Origin of the sequence: Mucilaginibacter straminoryzae (assembly GCF_022953055.1) — a bacterium.
Lineage (GTDB): Bacteria > Bacteroidota > Bacteroidia > Sphingobacteriales > Sphingobacteriaceae > Mucilaginibacter > Mucilaginibacter straminoryzae.
In genome coordinates this window covers 120,569-135,226 of record NZ_JALJEJ010000009.1, presented here as the reverse complement: position 1 = coordinate 135,226, position 14,658 = coordinate 120,569, and the positions used below count along the sequence as shown (strand labels likewise).

The 14,658-nt window shown below is 44.7% G+C and carries 16 protein-coding genes; 6 read left to right on the top strand and 10 right to left on the bottom strand.

The features are described from left to right. Positions 1-133 precede the first annotated feature (133 nt). Positions 134-2,977, top strand: coding sequence for an excinuclease ABC subunit UvrA (gene uvrA / locus MUY27_RS16885; RefSeq protein WP_245131961.1), 2,844 nt, complete (start codon positions 134-136; stop codon positions 2,975-2,977). Between the two features lie 258 nt (positions 2,978-3,235). Here uvrA and MUY27_RS16880 read toward each other — a convergent pair whose 3' ends face one another. Both MUY27_RS16880 and MUY27_RS16875 read right to left on the bottom strand, forming a co-directional pair. Next, positions 3,236-3,760 (bottom strand): DUF2911 domain-containing protein, encoded by a 525-nt coding sequence (locus MUY27_RS16880; RefSeq protein ID WP_245131960.1) that lies wholly within the window; start codon positions 3,758-3,760, stop codon positions 3,236-3,238. Positions 3,761-3,805: 45 nt separating this feature from the next. Continuing rightward, positions 3,806-4,336: a DUF2911 domain-containing protein gene (locus tag MUY27_RS16875; RefSeq protein ID WP_245131958.1), complete on the bottom strand. Its 531-nt coding sequence runs from the start codon at positions 4,334-4,336 to the stop codon at positions 3,806-3,808. Between the two features lie 98 nt (positions 4,337-4,434). Here MUY27_RS16875 and MUY27_RS16870 point away from each other — a divergent pair, with 98 nt between their 5' ends. Beyond that, complete coding sequence (locus tag MUY27_RS16870) at positions 4,435-5,940, top strand: NAD(P)H-hydrate dehydratase (RefSeq protein WP_245131957.1); 1,506 nt, start codon at positions 4,435-4,437, stop codon at positions 5,938-5,940. Positions 5,941-6,063: 123 nt separating this feature from the next. Here MUY27_RS16870 and MUY27_RS16865 read toward each other — a convergent pair whose 3' ends face one another. The 6 genes from MUY27_RS16865 to MUY27_RS16840 form a co-directional block, all read right to left on the bottom strand. Then, positions 6,064-6,894, bottom strand: coding sequence for an anti-sigma factor (locus MUY27_RS16865; protein ID WP_245131955.1), 831 nt, complete (start codon positions 6,892-6,894; stop codon positions 6,064-6,066). Between the two features lies 1 nt (position 6,895). Next, entirely contained in the window at positions 6,896-7,447 is a 552-nt protein-coding gene (locus tag MUY27_RS16860; RefSeq protein ID WP_245131953.1) for an RNA polymerase sigma factor, read from the bottom strand. Positions 7,448-7,471: 24 nt separating this feature from the next. Beyond that, a complete protein-coding gene (gene lipA / locus MUY27_RS16855; RefSeq protein ID WP_245131951.1) occupies positions 7,472-8,350 on the bottom strand; it encodes a lipoyl synthase in 879 nt (292 codons plus the stop codon). A gap of 109 nt (positions 8,351-8,459) precedes the next feature. Further along, positions 8,460-8,789 carry a bacillithiol system redox-active protein YtxJ gene (ytxJ, locus tag MUY27_RS16850; RefSeq protein ID WP_245131947.1) on the bottom strand — a complete coding sequence of 110 codons (330 nt, stop codon included), beginning with the start codon at positions 8,787-8,789 and terminating at the stop codon, positions 8,460-8,462. A 224-nt stretch (positions 8,790-9,013) separates the two neighbouring features. Continuing rightward, a complete protein-coding gene (gene ribH / locus MUY27_RS16845; protein WP_245131945.1) occupies positions 9,014-9,517 on the bottom strand; it encodes a 6,7-dimethyl-8-ribityllumazine synthase in 504 nt (167 codons plus the stop codon). Further along, the gene (locus MUY27_RS16840; protein ID WP_245131943.1) at positions 9,517-10,197 is read right to left on the bottom strand and encodes a tetratricopeptide repeat protein; all 681 of its coding nucleotides are present in this window, start codon (positions 10,195-10,197) and stop codon (positions 9,517-9,519) included. The genes ribH and MUY27_RS16840 overlap by 1 nt, the downstream gene beginning before the upstream one ends. A gap of 135 nt (positions 10,198-10,332) precedes the next feature. Here MUY27_RS16840 and recF point away from each other — a divergent pair, with 135 nt between their 5' ends. Together recF and MUY27_RS16830 are read left to right on the top strand one after the other, a co-directional pair. Beyond that, positions 10,333-11,439 carry a DNA replication/repair protein RecF gene (recF, locus tag MUY27_RS16835; protein WP_245131942.1) on the top strand — a complete coding sequence of 369 codons (1,107 nt, stop codon included), beginning with the start codon at positions 10,333-10,335 and terminating at the stop codon, positions 11,437-11,439. Next, positions 11,426-11,716: a DciA family protein gene (locus MUY27_RS16830; RefSeq protein WP_245131941.1), complete on the top strand. Its 291-nt coding sequence runs from the start codon at positions 11,426-11,428 to the stop codon at positions 11,714-11,716. Before recF ends, MUY27_RS16830 begins: the two co-directional genes overlap by 14 nt. On the opposite strand, the gene MUY27_RS16825 is transcribed toward MUY27_RS16830, so the two are convergent. Together MUY27_RS16825 and MUY27_RS16820 are read right to left on the bottom strand one after the other, a co-directional pair. Next, positions 11,703-11,909, bottom strand: a complete 207-nt coding sequence (locus MUY27_RS16825) for a hypothetical protein (RefSeq protein WP_245131940.1) — start codon at positions 11,907-11,909, stop codon at positions 11,703-11,705. The genes MUY27_RS16830 and MUY27_RS16825 overlap by 14 nt on opposite strands. A gap of 177 nt (positions 11,910-12,086) precedes the next feature. Continuing rightward, positions 12,087-12,506: a nucleoside-diphosphate kinase gene (locus MUY27_RS16820; protein ID WP_245131939.1), complete on the bottom strand. Its 420-nt coding sequence runs from the start codon at positions 12,504-12,506 to the stop codon at positions 12,087-12,089. Between the two features lie 119 nt (positions 12,507-12,625). On the opposite strand from MUY27_RS16820, the gene MUY27_RS16815 reads away from it, so the two are divergent. Beyond that, positions 12,626-13,636, top strand: a complete 1,011-nt coding sequence (locus MUY27_RS16815) for a DHH family phosphoesterase (RefSeq protein ID WP_245131938.1) — start codon at positions 12,626-12,628, stop codon at positions 13,634-13,636. Between the two features lie 16 nt (positions 13,637-13,652). After that, positions 13,653-14,630, top strand: a complete 978-nt coding sequence (locus MUY27_RS16810; protein ID WP_245131937.1) for an FKBP-type peptidyl-prolyl cis-trans isomerase — start codon at positions 13,653-13,655, stop codon at positions 14,628-14,630. Positions 14,631-14,658 lie beyond the last annotated feature (28 nt).

Genomic DNA, 14,658 nt, shown 5'->3' with positions numbered 1-14,658 from the left:
TTTGAAGGCCGTTTTGCCCAGTGGCAAAGCGGCCTTTTTTTTGTATATTTGTGCCTCTTTTTCTGAGGGTTACAGCATAGCTAAAACTATGTGGTAAACAAACAGTTACTATACTTTCGGTACGTTATACACTATGAGCGAAAATACGATTGATCTGGGCGAACAAAGCGAAGTTGAGGTTTACGGCGCCCGGGTTCATAATCTTAAAAATATAGATGTTTCTTTCCCCCGCAATAAGCTGGTTGTAGTAACCGGCTTAAGCGGCAGCGGTAAATCTTCACTGGCGTTTGATACTATCTATGCCGAGGGGCAGCGCCGCTATATGGAAACTTTTTCGGCGTACTCGCGCCAGTTTATGGGCGGTATGGAACGGCCGGATGTAGATAAAGTGTCAGGCTTAAGCCCGGTAATTGCCATTGAGCAAAAAACCACCAGCAAAAACCCGCGGTCTACGGTAGGTACTATTACAGAGATCTACGACTTTATGCGCCTGCTTTATGCCCGTGCAGGTGAGGCGTATTCCTACGTAACCGGCGAGAAGATGGAACGCATGTCTGAAGATCAGATCTTCAAAGCCATCCTAAGCCGTTTTGATGGGCAGCCGGTGAACATCCTTGCCCCCGTGGTGAAAGGCCGTAAAGGACACTACCGCGAACTGTTCGAACAGATCCGCAAGCAGGGTTATCTGAAAGTTTGGGTGGATGGCGCCATTATGGATGTGGAGCCCAAAATGCAGGTAGACCGTTACAAGATCCACGATATTGATATTGTGGTAGACCGCCTGGTGATTAGCGAAGCCGACAGCAAACGCCTTTACACTTCGCTGCAGTCTGCATTGAAAATCGCCAAAGGCATTATTCGTGTTGCCGACCGCGATAACAACGTCGCTTACTTCAGCAAGTACCTGATGGACCCGGTATCGGGCATCTCGTACGACGAACCGCAGCCGAATACCTTTTCCTTCAACTCGCCTTACGGGGCTTGCGAAAAGTGCGATGGCCTTGGTTATATCTTCGAGGTGAACGAAGCTTCGGTTATTCCAAATCCAAAACTGAGCATTATCAACGGCGGTTTAGCGCCAATAGGGGAGTACCGCGAAACCTGGATATTCCATGTATTGAAGGCCCTCGCTAAGAAATATGAGTTTTCGCTTTCGGTACCTATCGAAAAAATCCCGCGCGAGAAGCTGGAGATTATCCTGAATGGTTCGCACGAGATCATCAACGTCGCAGTTGAATACAACAAGTGGAACGTTCAGAACTACCAGGTAACCTTCGATGGTTTGATCCGCATGCTGGAAGAACAGCAGGAACGCCGCAGCGAAGATATTGATGATGATATGGAAGCCTACCGGGTGCTGAAAACCTGCCCGGTGTGTAACGGCGCGCGTTTAAAGAAAGAATCTCTACACTTCAAAGTAGACAAAAAAAATATATTCGAGTTGGCTTGCATGGATATCAATACCTTGCAAAGCTGGTTTGAAGGACTGGAAGAGCGGTTGAATGAGCGGCAGAATATCATTGCTAAAGAAATTTTGAAAGAGATCCGCGCCCGCATTGGCTTCCTGCTGGATGTTGGTTTAAGTTATTTGACGCTTGATCGCACCGCACGTACCCTTTCGGGCGGCGAGGCGCAACGGATCAGGCTGGCTACGCAAATTGGTTCGCAACTGATGAATGTAATGTACATTTTGGACGAACCGAGCATAGGTTTACACCAGCGCGATAACGATAGACTAATTAAAGCTTTAAAAAACCTGCGCGACCTGGGCAATACCGTTTTGGTGGTAGAGCACGATAAAGACATGATCCTGGAAGCGGACCATGTCATCGATATGGGCCCGGCTGCCGGTGTGCATGGCGGTACTGTTGTTGCCGCAGGTACCCCGCAGGAATTAATGGCAGCGCACACCCTTACTACTTCTTACCTAAACGGCGAGCGCGAGATTGCCATTCCTAAAAAACGCAGGGCGGGTAATGGTAAAGAGTTGGTGCTGAAAAATGCCACGGGCCATAACTTGAAGAACGTTTCTGTTAAGTTTCCTTTGGGGAAATTAATTGGGGTAACCGGGGTTTCGGGTAGCGGAAAGTCGAGCTTAATTACTGAAACGCTATACCCAATACTGAACCATCACTTCTTCCGCGCGAAAAAGCAGCCACTGGCTTACAAGAGTATAGAAGGATTGGAGCATATCGATAAGGTGATCGAGATTGATCAGACACCTATCGGTCGTACACCTCGATCAAACCCTGCTACTTATACGGGTGTGTTTTCAGATATCCGTAACCTGTTTGTACAATTGCCAGAATCAAAGATCAGGGGATACAAACCGGGTAGGTTCTCATTCAATGTTAAAGGCGGCCGTTGCGAAACCTGCCAGGGCGCGGGTATGAAGCTGATTGAGATGAATTTCCTTCCCGACGTGCATGTGCTTTGTGAAGAGTGCGGCGGAAAGCGTTACAATCGCGAGACACTAGAAGTACGTTATCGCGGAAAATCAATCAGCGATGTGTTGGATATGAGTATCGAAGAGGCGGTTCCTTTCTTTGAGCATATCCCGGCAATCTATCGTAAGGTTAAAACATTGAATGATGTTGGTTTAGGCTATATCACCCTTGGGCAGTCATCGCTAACACTCTCCGGCGGTGAAGCGCAGCGTGTTAAACTGGCAACAGAGCTTTCTAAGAAAGATACCGGCAATACGTTTTACATTCTGGACGAACCGACTACCGGTTTACATTTCGAAGATATTAACGTGCTTTTAGGGGTATTGAACCAGTTGGTTGAAAAAGGGAACACGGTATTGGTGATAGAACACAACCTGGATGTAATTAAGGTGGTAGACCATGTGATCGACCTTGGTCCCGAAGGCGGCTCTGGCGGTGGAACCATTGTGTTTACCGGTACGCCGGAAGGGTTGGCTAAATCTAAAAACAGCTTTACTGGGAAATTCCTGGCAAAGGAAATGGGTTTGTAATAGAGTCAAGAAACAAGAGCCAAGAATCAAGACGTCGTAGCGTCATTGTCGGGAGCATTTCCATTCCCCTCCCTGGAGGGGGTGTGTAAGGTAGTGCGAAGGCAGGGGTGGGTTATAACCTTCCCTAACCCTCTAAAGGTTGGCGACAAAATTCAAATCGTACTTCTTTCTTTTAAACATAAAAATGCCCCCAATAAGTGTCTAACTTTTGGGGGCATTGCTGTATAGCGCCTTTGTTGTTATTAAATACTTTGCAGCTTACTTAATCTTTAGCATCGTGGTCAAATGTTCCCAACTGATAGTTAAGCCTTTGTTATTTAATGAATAGGTTAAACTTTCAACCATTTCGTCGGTTCGCTCTGGTTTAACGGTTACCGTTAATACGTTATTGGCCTTGTCGAAGTTGGCAACGCCGCCTTCTTTAATACCAGACTGTCCTGTTTGAGAGTTGAAGATCACCGTCCATTCGCTCTCAGTAGGTGTAATGAATAAAGAATATTTACCCGCAGGCAGTTTTTTACCCTCGATGGTGATCTCCTTGTCCGTTTCAAAGGTAGTTGCTGCATTAGCACCTGCTCTCCAAGCTTTTCCGTAAGGCACCAGTTCGCCCCATATTTTGCGTCCTCTTGCCGAAGGACTGGAATAGACAATCGTAATATTGGCTTTGCCTACAGTGCCTGTAGCAGTTTTAAGCGGGCTTTTGGGTTGCGCCTGGCAATTCACAAACATCAGCATGGCGGCAAACGCCATAAACAACACTTTACTTACTTGCTTAATTTTCATAGTTATTTGGTTTCGTAATATTACCCTTTAATTATCCGGCGCTTGTTACTTAATTGCTAACATGGCAGATTGATGTTCCCAGCTAATGGTTACTCCTTTTTTGTCAACTTTGTAAGTCAGGTTTTCTACCAGGTCGCTGGTCTTTTTAACCTTAGCTTTAACTGAAATTACGTTTTTGGCTTCCTCGTAATTGGCGTTACCATCTCTTTTAATACCCCATTGGCCGGTTTGCGAGTTAAAAATTACCGTCCACTCTGTTGCAGTAGGGATAATAAAAAGGCTGTATTTACCGGCAGGAAGTTTAGCACCCTGAATGGTAATATCTTTATCTGTTTCAAAGATGGTCGCTTCGTCGGCGCCTGCTCTCCAAGCTTTGTCATAAGGGACTAATCCACCCCAGATTTCGCGGCCTTTAACTGCCGGGCTGCCGTATACAATGGTTACATTGGCACCAGCCACACTACCTGTAGCGGTTTGATGCGGACTTTTACGCTGCATTTGCGCATTGCTGGTCATAAACATTAGCATACCTGCTAATGCCAGGAAAAATACTTTGCTTAATTGTTTGATTTTCATGGCTTATAATTTGATTTTAGTGAACAGATTTACGTTTTGAAGATATGCATTTATATCGCCCCAAAAAACAATTTCCAACAACTTAACTTTAATTGCACATGCGCACGATATTAACTTCCGGCCAGATACGCCAGGCCGATGAGTATACGATAACTCACGAGCCCATTGCTTCTGTAGACCTGATGGAAAGGGCAGCCCGGGCGTTTGTTGATGAATTTGCAAAGCGGTATCCGCAAAAGAAGCTAACGATTGCCCTCTATTGCGGGACAGGGAATAATGGTGGTGACGGACTTGCCATAGCGCGATTATTGTACGAACGTGGTTATCAGGAGGTAAAAGTTACCGTTGCCCATTTTGGTAGCCGGTCTACCAACGATTTTGACGAAAATCTGCGACGGTTAAGGTCACGCCCTATTCCTTTAAAAGAAATCAGCAGTGCGGTTGAGGTGGGTACCGAAGATTCCGATATCATCATTGATGCACTTTTAGGAACTGGCTTGAATAAGCCCATTTCGGGAGATTTTGAGCTTTTGGTGAAAAAGCTGAATGATATACGTAAGCCGGTCGTTTCTGTTGACATCCCGACGGGCTTTTTTGCAGATGAGGAAATACCTGAAAATGCGGCCTGCATTAAATCAGAACTGACCATCACTTTTCAGCAGCCCAAGATCAATTTCCTACTGCCCGAATCTTTTCCGGCGGTAAAGGAATGGGTGGCAGTTGATATCGGGTTAGATCAGCAATTTATACAGCAACTGGGTTCTCCGTATCAATACATCCAGGCAGAGGATGTTAAAGCCATGCTGAAAAAGCGAGAACGGTTTAGTAATAAAGGTAGTTATGGGCATGCATTGATTGTTGCCGGCCAGCCGGAAACCATGGGGGCCGCGTTGTTATGCTCGGCCGCATGTGTACATGCAGGGGCTGGGTTAACTACGGCTTACATTCCGCAAAGCGGATTATTTGCCTTAAATAGCTATATGCCTGAAATTATGGCTATCGTGCGAGATCCGAAATCGTTTACGCAGATTAGTTGGAGTAAATTCAGTGGCTTGGCCATTGGCCCGGGCCTTGGTCAGGACGATGAGGCTTTAACACTGCTGAAGTTGGTGACCGCACATTTTCAGAAACCGATGGTGGTTGATGCTGATGCCTTAAATGTACTGGCAAAGTATAAAGAGCTTTGGCGTTTCCTACCGAAGGGAAGTATCCTGACGCCACATATGAAAGAGTTTGACCGCTTGTTCGGCGAGCATAAAAACTGGCGACAACGCGTAGAGACAGCCAGGCAATGGGCGCAAGAGCGCGAGCTATTTATTGTGTTGAAGAATACTTACACCATTATCGCTACGCCGGAAGGGAAAGTATATTTCAATTCTACTGGTAACCCCGCAATGGCTACAGGTGGTATGGGGGATGTACTGACGGGTGTAATTTCGGCCCTGCTTTCGCAGAATTACACACCTGCAGAAGCTTGTTTAGCAGGAGTTTACGTTCACGGACTGGCCGGTGACGAACTCGCCCTTCCTGATCAGCGCCATGTGGTATTGCCTCATAAAGTGGCTGAACACGTGCCTGTTGTACTGACAAAATTAATGGCATAAAAAAAGCGGCCAGAGTATCTGCAGCCGCTTTTTCTAACTAACTGACCTATAAAGAACAAAATACTTGTCTATAAGATGCACAGTTAGGGTGTTTCGTTACAGTAAAAAGAAAATATTTTTAAATTACTTAGTGTTTCCAACTACCATCATGTTATCCATGGTAGGGATTGGGCTGCCGCCGCGGGGTTCAAGTGTTACAGCAAACGCTTCCGCGCTGTCAACTGCCTTCATTTCTTTCAATGCATCAGCATTTTGCTCATTGGCTTCAAAAACGCCCAGGTCTACAGGTTTGCCGCCTACAATTGCCCAAAGCTGGTAAGAATGCGTTTCGTCTGTCAATGGCATCCGTGAACGACCCATATCAATGATCAGTTTCTTGCGGTTCGGGCTCCAGCCGATCATCAGTTCTGATTTCGGTGTCTTCGAGGTGCCGTTCAACCGGATCATCTTAAATGATGGATCGCGGAATACAGAAAGCTGCCCGTCTAACAGATTAACCGTATTGGCAAATTTTTGATTCTGCAATTGCAAGGTTACCAACTGTCCGTTGGCACTCTGATACTTGTTATAAATAGTTACCAGCGCCGCTACACTTACCACTAATAGAGCCAGGCAAGCAGCGAAGGCATATTTATAAAAGTTATTGGATTTTTGTTGTACTAACTGAACTACCTTTTCTTCGCGGGCAGAGGCTGGTTTGTCTCTAAAAATGCGGTCGTCGCCAAGGTTAGTCACCAGGCTGTTCAGTACCCGTTCACGCAGGGCTGGCGCAGGCTCTACTTCGTTAAGTTCGGCATATCGTTCCATAGAGCTTTCAATAGCATCCAGTTCGGCTTTCACCTCCGGATGTTTTGAAGCCATGGTTTCAACCTGTAACTTTTCTTCCGCGCTGATATCGCCCAGAACATAAAGTTCAAGTATCCCAGATTCAATATATGCCTTAACGTCTTCCAATTTAATTAAAACTTTTTCTTAACTGCTGTATAGCCATCCTTAGCCTTGTTTTGATCGTGCCCAGGGGAACACCCAGCTGTTCTGCTGCTTCCACATGGGTATAGCCCTTAAAGTAAACGAGGTCGAGTATAGATTTTTGTTCCGGCTTCAGCGTCTCCACCAACTCTTTAATTCCCAGCAACTCCGGCTTGTAAACCGTGTTTTCCCGCTCATCAATCAGACCTACGTTATTTTCAAGTTCCCGGTTTTTAGATTGATTTTTAAAGTCCTTCGATCTGAGTTTATCAATGGATAAATTCCGGGCAATATTAACCATCCAGGTAAATAAACGTCCTTTATCGGCGCTGTACGCAGAAAAAGAGTTCCAGATTTTTAAGAAAGTTTCCTGTAAAATATCCTCGGCAGCAATGTCGTCATTCACTATTCTTACAATCACCCCGTAAAGCGATGCCGAGTACATATCGTACAATGCCTCAGCCGCAACTTTTTCGCGCCTGCGCAATGCGTGGATAAGTTCTTCTTCTGAAAGGGATATTTTACGCTTCGGACTCAACGGGTTGAAAATAAAAAGGAATAATTACATTTCAAATAAATGTTTTTCCGCGTGGTATGAAGAGCGCACCAGCGGGCCGCTTTCTACATATCTGAATCCCATTTGTTCACCTATTTCCTTGTAACGTTCAAACTGATCAGGGTGTATCCAATCAATTACCGGGTGGTGGTTGCGCGTTGGCTGCAGGTACTGCCCAAGTGTAAGAATGTGTACACCGGCTTGTAGCAGATCGCCCATGGCTTCAACCACATCCTCTTCTGTTTCGCCAAGGCCAAGCATAATGCCCGATTTGGTACGTAAACCCGCTTCTGAAATATGACGAAGACATTCCAGGCTGCGGTCATATTTGGCTTGTATCCGTACTTCGCGGGTAAGGCGGCGTACGGTTTCGAGGTTATGCGAAACAACCTCTGGGCGAACATCCGTTACGCGCTTTAAGTTATCCCAGTTCCCTTTAAAATCGGGAAGTAAAGTTTCTAAAGTAGTTTCGGGGCTTTCGCGCCTGATGGCATTAATGGTTTCTGCCCAGATGATTGAACCACCGTCTTTCAGGTCATCACGATCTACCGAGGTGATTACGCAATGCTTCACCTGCATCAGTTTAACAGATGTGGCTACCCGGTTTGGCTCGTCCAAATCAACGGCTAAAGGCCGTCCTGTTGCTACTGCACAAAAAGAGCAGGAGCGGGTACAAATGTTACCCAGGATCATGAAGGTTGCGGTACCTGCCCCCCAACACTCGCCCATATTAGGGCAATTGCCGCTCTCGCAGATGGTATGCAACTTATGAGTATCTACCAGGCTGCGTACATGAGCATATTCTTTACCAACAGGCAGCTTTACACGCAGCCAGTCTGGCTTGCGTTGTACCTGGTTAGCCGGGATTACAGGAAGATCAATCATTATACAAAAGTAGGTAAAAAACAATTGCTGCCAATGCCTGCGCAAGCAGTAAAAGTTGTTTAAATATAAAGCGATAAATTAAGTAAAATTCTATCGTTTACAAGCAGTATTACTGTACCATGGTTAACGCTTCTTCGACAGAGATTGCGCCGTGAGATTGGTCGAGAATACATTCGCCTTCTTTGATCAGTAACATCTGCGGCGATTCGTGGTGTACCTGGAAATCTTCTGCCACCTGATTAGAAAGGGAGCGGAATTTAATGAGGTCTAAAAAATAGAGGGGAAGGTTTTCTGGAAAGTCGCCCCAGTCCATCTCAAAGCGCCGACGTGCCATCATGCTGATAGAGCATCGGGTGCTATGCTTGAAAATAATGCTATAACCAGCTTGCTGTTTAATTTCTTTAAGCTGCTCGGCAGACTCCAACGGTATCCATTTCATATCCAGTAACTATTCTGCAAAAATAATAGCTAAACTGCCACAATGGTTTGGATGAATGTTAAAATGATGGTTTAATGACGCGTTATTACCTGCGTTTGTGGTACGAGCCATAGGCAGGGCAAAGCTTATTTGAGCAAGACTCGAACAGGCATCCTAATGCGGTGGCTACTAATGCGATGTAAACAAATTTTTTCATATACTTCTGTTTTCGTGGTGCAATAAGGTTAAATTAAATTTCTGAAGCTTGCCGCCATGTCTGCCATTTTAATGGCGGTAACCGCAGCTTCGTCTCCTTTATTGCCGTGCTTACCGCCGGAGCGGTCTATAGCTTGTTGTAAATTATCTACCGTTAATACGCCAAATATTACCGGTTTGTTATGTTTAATGGAAACATTGCTTAAACCGTTGGCTACAGCATTACAAATAAAGTCAAAGTGCCTTGTTTCGCCCTGTATTACACAACCGAGACAAATTACTGCATCTAAGTTAACAATATTTCTTAATAACAGGTCTGCGCCAGAAATTAATTCATAACTGCCGGGAACAGCGTAAGGAAAAATATTATCGGCCAATGCACCATGGTTAATCAGGCTTTGATAGGCGCCTTCAAACAGTGCATTGGTAATTTGTGTATTCCATTCTGCCGTTACAATACCATAGCGGTATGGCGCAGCGGATGGAACTTCGGTATCAGAAAAATCAGACAGGTTTTTTAACTGTGTCGCCATTATATTTTTGCCTCTACACGGGCAATATATTCGTCGATATTTTGCCCTTCTGTACTTTCGCTATAATCAGTCTTGATCTTTTTATAGGCTTCCAATGCAGACTTGTTGTCTTTTTGTGCCTCGTAAACTAAACCAAGCTTTTTTAGATAAAATGGAGATAGGAATTTATTGTTTGCTTTATCTGAAGCTTTTTTGAAATAAGTAGCTGCTTTGTCGTAATCTTTCAACTCTACATAAGCATCGCCGGTGCTGCCCAGTGCTTCTGCAGCAAGCATACCATCGTCGCCACGGAAGTTAGTGAAGCTGTCGATCGCTTTGCGGTATTCGCCTTTGTTTAAGTAAGCTACACCCAGGTAGTAGTAAGCCAGGTTAGCAGCTTTGGTATTGCTATACTCGGCAACAATCTTTTCGAAACCAGGGTAACCGGCATCGCCTTTAATGGCTTTGTCCCAATCATGTTTGTTCCAGAAATCCTGGGCTACGTGCATTTGGTCGGCAGCCTTGGTTTCCCTTGGGGCCAGGTATACTTTCTGATAAACAAAGTAGATTACAATCAACGCCAAAACAGCGCCAACTATAAATAATAAGCTCTTCTGGTTCTCGCGCACAAATTTTCCGGTCTGTACAAAATCGGTCTTCTGATTATTCTCTACTTTGGTGTTAGCCTGAGTATTTGACATTTCAATTTTAAATTAGGAGTGCAAAAATACGCTTTTCAAAATTCTATACAATAGCTTTTAAGTTAAATACTTATACTTATTTTACCGCTACGGCTCGTTAAACACCACGACGATGTGCTAACTTTGAAACCCGTTATGTATCTGCAGCAGTTATCTGTTATCAATTTTAAGAATTATACCGAAGGCTCTTTCGATTTCAGCCCCGGTGTAAATGCTTTTACAGGTAATAATGGTGCAGGTAAAACCAACCTGCTGGACGCCATACATTACCTTTCGCTTTGTAAAAGTTATTTTAATGCGATAGATAGCCAGCAGATTAAACAGGGGACAGATTTTTTTATCGTCAGCGGTGCTTTTGAACGCAACGGCCAGTCGGATACGGTAGCCTGTTCGGTAAAGCGCAATCAGAAGAAGCAGTTCAAACGTAATAAAAAAGAATACCAGCGGCTGGCAGATCATATCGGACTATATCCTCTGGTGATGATCTCTCCGTATGATGTCAGTATTATTATTGAAGGCAGCGAAGAGCGGCGCAGGTTTATTGATAACGTCATCTCGCAAACGGATAACCGTTACCTGGACGAACTGATTGCTTACAATAAAGTATTACTGAACCGCAATGCCGTGCTGAAACGGATGAGCGAGAGCGGCCGTTACGATAAAAGCCTGCTGGAAATTTACGACGAGCAACTGGTAGATTATGGCAAGGGTATTTACGCCAAGCGTAAAGCGTTTATGGATACCTTTACACCGGTGTTTGATCAGCACTATGCGTACATCAGTAACGGAGCAGAGCAAGTGTCTTTAGTATATGAGTCGCAGTTGCTGGATAATGATTTTGAAAACCTGTTGCAGCAAACTGCAGATAAAGACCGCATACTGCAACGGACCACAGCAGGTATCCATCGCGACGATCTGGCTTTTGAAATTCATGGCATGCCGATGAAGAAATTCGGGTCACAAGGGCAGCAGAAGTCATTCCTGATTGCATTGAAACTGGCACAGTATTCTTTCCTTTACCAGCAGAAAGGCTTTAAACCGCTGCTGTTGCTGGATGATATTTTTGATAAATTAGATCAGTTGCGGATTACCAAGCTGATGCAGATGGTTTCGCACCAGGACTTTGGCCAGGTATTTATTACCGATACCAGTAAAGAACGGGTGGCAGCCGTTTTCAAAGAAATAAATGTGGATTTTAAACTATTTGAAGTAACAGGAGGAGAAGCACATGCGCAAGTCTAACGATAAGCTGTTAAAAGATGCCATTGCACAAATGATGCAGGTTTACAAGATCAAGCGCCGTTTTGACGAAACCAGTATTGTTTCCCTCTGGCCGGAACTGGTGGGGAAACCGGTAGCTAACCGCACAAAAGAACTTTTTATCCGCGATAGGAAACTTTTCCTTCGGATAGAATCATCTGTTATCAAAAACGAGTTAATGCTCATCAGAGGCCAGATTATCGAAAAGATAAACGAGCGGGCAGAAAGCAACCTGGTAGAAGAGCTTATTTTCCTTTAAGCAATTTAAAGTTACGCGCATAAAAGTCATCACGGATTACCGAGTAGGCAATCAGTACAATACCCGGCACCCAAAAAGCCAGCTGCACTTCGGGGTGGTTGATAAACAGCTCGAAACTTCCCAGCAGAATTACCGGGATCGTAACCACATACAGCACATATCTTAGCATGGTTTTGAGCAAACTATTGTTCATCGGAGCCTTTATTGAAGTTTATTAGACAATTATTTTTTGAGCGTAAAGATTATTGGTTTAGTGTTGTCCTATTCGTACTTGCTAAAGTATCAATAGCAACTAAGAAATCCAATCTTATAACAAAAAAAAACAGGCAGTTAACTGCCTGTAAAATCACATTTATCTTTAAGTAAAAAGTTACACTCTCTCGAAAGCAGAGAAGAAGAAGCTTCCTTCTATCGCAGCGTTTTCATCAGAGTCTGAACCATGCACAGCGTTAGCTTCGATAGATTCTGCAAACTTGTTACGAATGGTACCTTCTTCGGCTTTTTTCGGGTCTGTTGCACCGATCAGTTTTCTGAAATCTTCTACCGCATTTTCTTTTTCTAAAATAGCAGCAACGATAGGTCCGCTGGTCATGAATTTTACCAGGTCGTTAAAGAACGGGCGCTCTTTGTGGATAGCGTAGAACTGTCCGGCTTTTTCAGTGCTGAGTGAAGTTAACTTCATCGCTTTAACGCTGAAGCCAGCCTTAATGATCTGGTCTAAAATAGCACCGGTATGGCCATTGGCTACAGCATCCGGTTTTATCATTGTAAATGTTTTGTTGGTTTCCATGATGTTCAAAAAATTGCGGCAAAAGTACTGTTTTAACCTGAGAACTAAAGCCTTTACTTCAAATATTCATAGCGGCTATTTAATTTATTTAATTAGCTTTGCAATTCTGTTTTTAACTGATGTTAGATATTGCTGCGCTTTCTGAACTATTAAAGCAACCTAAAAAAATAGTCATTACCACTCATCACAAGCCCGATGGCGATGCCATTGGTTCTTCGCTGGGTTTGTACAACTGTTTAATTCAGTTAGGGCACCACGCAACCGTAATTACCCCGACAGATTATCCCGTATTTTTTGATTGGCTGCCCGGCAACGGCAGTGTAATCATCTATACAGAAAAGCCTGCAGAAAGCGACCGGCTTATTGCTGAAGCAGACCTGATCTTTTGCCTGGATTTCAACGCGCTTTCGCGCATCAATGAGGTAGGCGACAGGGTGGGCGAAAGCAAGGCATTGAAGGTAATGATCGATCATCACCTGGATCCGCAGGATTTTGATGATTTCCGTTACTGGAACATTAATGCCAGTGCCACTGCGCAGTTAGTGTATGAGTTAGTGACCAGGGAGCTTAACCTGCCCAGACTGATTAATAAAGATGTGGCAACATGTCTGTATACCGGCATCATGACCGACTCTGGTTCGTTCCGGTTCCCTACCACAACAGCTTCCGTACACCGTATCGTTGCAGACCTGATAGATGCCGGTGCGGTTAACTGGCGCATTCACGAATTGGTATACAATAGTGCAACAGAAAACCGTTTGCGTTTTCTGGGCCATTGCCTTGCAGATAAACTCGAAGTATTTGCTGAATATAACACGGCGCTGATCACTGTAACACGTGCCGAACTTGAAAAATATCATATTACCACCGGCGATACCGAGGGCATTGTAAACTATGCGCTTTCTATCACGGGTATCAGGCTGGCTGCGTTCATCGTAGAACGGCCGGATCGTGTGAAACTGTCGCTGCGCTCAACCGGCGAATTCCCGGCGAACGAGATCTGTAAGAAATATTTCCACGGCGGCGGCCACCGCAATGCAGCCGGTGGGCATTCAGATGATAGCCTTACCGAAGTTGTGGCCAAATTCAAATCTATCTTACCCGAATATAAAACACTTTTAATACAATAAAATCGAAATTAATCAGATGAAAAAACACTTCATGTTTTTAGCGGTTGCAGCGCTTGGCCTTGCCAGCTGCGGCGGCGGATTTAAGAAGGGTGATGATGGCGTACTTTATAACATCGTTACCGATAAAGGCGGCCCTGCTATCCAGGGTGGCGATTTTGTAAGCATCGACGTTGTTACCAAAACAGATGGCGATTCTGTGCTTTCAAGCAGCTACGATTCCGGACGCCCTTATAGCTTCCCGATGCCTCAGAAATTACAGTTTAAAGGCGATATTTATTCTGTACTGATGAAAATGAGCGAAGGTGATAGCGCAGTAGTAAAAATCAATGCAGATTCTTTGTTCAAAAAAGGCTTACCTAAACCTCCGGGCTTCAAAGGCAAATACTTTGTTTACGAAGTAAAGATTGACAAGGTAATTCAAAAAGGTAAGCTGAACGACCAGGTGTTTGCAGGCCGTGTGGATGCTTACTTTAAAGGCGAAGCTGAGAAACTGAAAACTGCCGAACCGGCGAAGATCAAGAAATATCTTGCCGATAATAAGATCGACGCTACTAAAACCGATTCTGGTTTATATTATAAAATTACCAAACCTGGTGTTGGCCCAACTCCTGCAAAAGGTGATACCGTAGTGATCAGCTATGTAGGTAAGTTCCTGAACGGTAAAGTATTTGATACCAATATAAAGAGCGAAGCCGAAAAGGCAGGTAAGCTTAACCCAATGAACCCTTATCAGCCTATCCGTTTGCCACTTGGCCAAAACGCGGTGATCAAAGGCTGGGAGCAAGGCTTAATGCTGTTGAATAAAGGAGCTAAAGCTACCATGGTGATCCCTTCAAGCCTGGGTTACGGGCAGCAAGGTTACCAGATCATTGGCCCTTACACACCGCTGGCGTTTGATGTAGAGGTAGTTAACATCGTTCACCCAAATCCTAACGCGCCGAAGCCACAGCAACCTGCGTTGCCACCGGCACAACCACAGGCAGAGAAAAAATAATTTGAAACGGCCGCAGTAAAAGCTACTT

Excerpts from the sequence above, each read along its gene's own strand:
- MUY27_RS16840 (WP_245131943.1), bottom strand. The coding sequence starts at position 10,197 with ATGTCAAATACTCAGGCTAACACCAAAGTAGAGAATAATCAGAAGACC.
- MUY27_RS16825 (WP_245131940.1), bottom strand. The coding sequence starts at position 11,909 with ATGAACAATAGTTTGCTCAAAACCATGCTAAGATATGTGCTGTATGTG.
- lipA (WP_245131951.1), bottom strand. The coding sequence starts at position 8,350 with ATGATTGATCTTCCTGTAATCCCGGCTAACCAGGTACAACGCAAGCCA.
- recF (WP_245131942.1), top strand. The coding sequence starts at position 10,333 with ATGTATCTGCAGCAGTTATCTGTTATCAATTTTAAGAATTATACCGAA.
- MUY27_RS16870 (WP_245131957.1), top strand. The coding sequence starts at position 4,435 with ATGCGCACGATATTAACTTCCGGCCAGATACGCCAGGCCGATGAGTAT.
- ytxJ (WP_245131947.1), bottom strand. The coding sequence starts at position 8,789 with ATGAAATGGATACCGTTGGAGTCTGCCGAGCAGCTTAAAGAAATTAAA.
- MUY27_RS16820 (WP_245131939.1), bottom strand. The coding sequence starts at position 12,506 with ATGGAAACCAACAAAACATTTACAATGATAAAACCGGATGCTGTAGCC.
- MUY27_RS16810 (WP_245131937.1), top strand. The coding sequence starts at position 13,653 with ATGAAAAAACACTTCATGTTTTTAGCGGTTGCAGCGCTTGGCCTTGCC.
- MUY27_RS16880 (WP_245131960.1), bottom strand. The coding sequence starts at position 3,760 with ATGAAAATTAAGCAAGTAAGTAAAGTGTTGTTTATGGCGTTTGCCGCC.
- uvrA (WP_245131961.1), top strand. The coding sequence starts at position 134 with ATGAGCGAAAATACGATTGATCTGGGCGAACAAAGCGAAGTTGAGGTT.
- MUY27_RS16815 (WP_245131938.1), top strand. The coding sequence starts at position 12,626 with ATGTTAGATATTGCTGCGCTTTCTGAACTATTAAAGCAACCTAAAAAA.
- ribH (WP_245131945.1), bottom strand. The coding sequence starts at position 9,517 with ATGGCGACACAGTTAAAAAACCTGTCTGATTTTTCTGATACCGAAGTT.
- MUY27_RS16875 (WP_245131958.1), bottom strand. The coding sequence starts at position 4,336 with ATGAAAATCAAACAATTAAGCAAAGTATTTTTCCTGGCATTAGCAGGT.
- MUY27_RS16830 (WP_245131941.1), top strand. The coding sequence starts at position 11,426 with ATGCGCAAGTCTAACGATAAGCTGTTAAAAGATGCCATTGCACAAATG.